The 1,018-nt window shown below is 48.1% G+C and carries 1 protein-coding gene; it reads left to right on the plus strand.

Features of this window, described 5'->3' with window-relative positions:
- Window positions 1–623: hypothetical protein (locus ABD327_RS37360; protein ID WP_344458532.1), on the plus strand; the 623-nt coding region annotated here is incomplete at its 5' end.
- Window positions 624–1,018: the final 395 nt, after the last annotated feature.

The following is a 1,018-nucleotide window of genomic DNA, read 5'->3' on the forward strand; positions in this document are numbered from 1 at the left end:
ACTTCGACGTACCTGATTGCGGTACGGAGGAAGTTCTGCCAGAACCGGGCGTAGGGACCTCATCACAACCAGACGTAGAGGCTCCATCAGAGCCGGATATGGACGTTCCGTTGCAGCCGCAACCATCGGTGAAGTCTGACGATAAACCGAGTAGTGCCTCGGGCCCTGCTGCTACCAAGTCAGAGGACAGCAATTCACCCAGTAATCCGACAACGTCCCCCTCTTTTCTTGCAGGTCGCTGCAAAGGTGATCCTTCTGGTCGCATTGTGGAGAACCTCTCCGCTACTAGCGACGAGTCAGGATATAAGGTTGCTATTAAGCCTGGCGACAAGGGCGGTGTCTCGTGGTACGCAGACAACAATAAGATTGCTGCCGCAACTTCGGATATGTGGGATATCGCAAAGCCTTGCATTTTGGCACTACCACTTTCGTTGAACAGCGAGCAGCCGAAGAGTCTTTACTATCAACTAAACTGCCACTTCTGGGGTCAGCGGTTTCAGTGGGCCGGCTTTTCCTTCGGGGGCACTTACGATCTGGAGACTTGGCGTTCTGCAGAGATGATCCCTAGTAGCAATATTCAGTTGCAGCTGTTCTATGCCCGAACGGCTTGCAACTGGACATAGCTCATTGCCTATGGCCTTGCATTAATCCAGAAGGCAAGGATGGCTAAAAAGCTCACCATGAAAGAAAATATTATCGCCACTGCAAGAGCAATAGTCAATAGTGGCCAAAACTTCTCTGCACCCAGTCTCGGTGTTCTTGCATGAGATAAACGGTTCAATGGCTGCACCTGCCGCCCGAGAAGAAATGCACACAAGATCATTACTATTGCACAAATCAGTTGCACTAAAAATAAAGACAATGCCAGCAAGGAAAGATTGGACTCATTCATATCCTCTATCAATTATATTTATTTGCACAATCTATTGTCAATTTCAATGTAGAGATAGCGAAGGATGGATAAAATAAATGAATCGGCAACTGTTTCACGTCCTGCCATCTGCATGTTCAGTCATAT

The organism is Actinocorallia aurantiaca (assembly GCF_039533685.1).
GTDB classification, from domain to species: Bacteria; Actinomycetota; Actinomycetes; order Streptosporangiales; family Streptosporangiaceae; genus Actinocorallia; species Actinocorallia aurantiaca.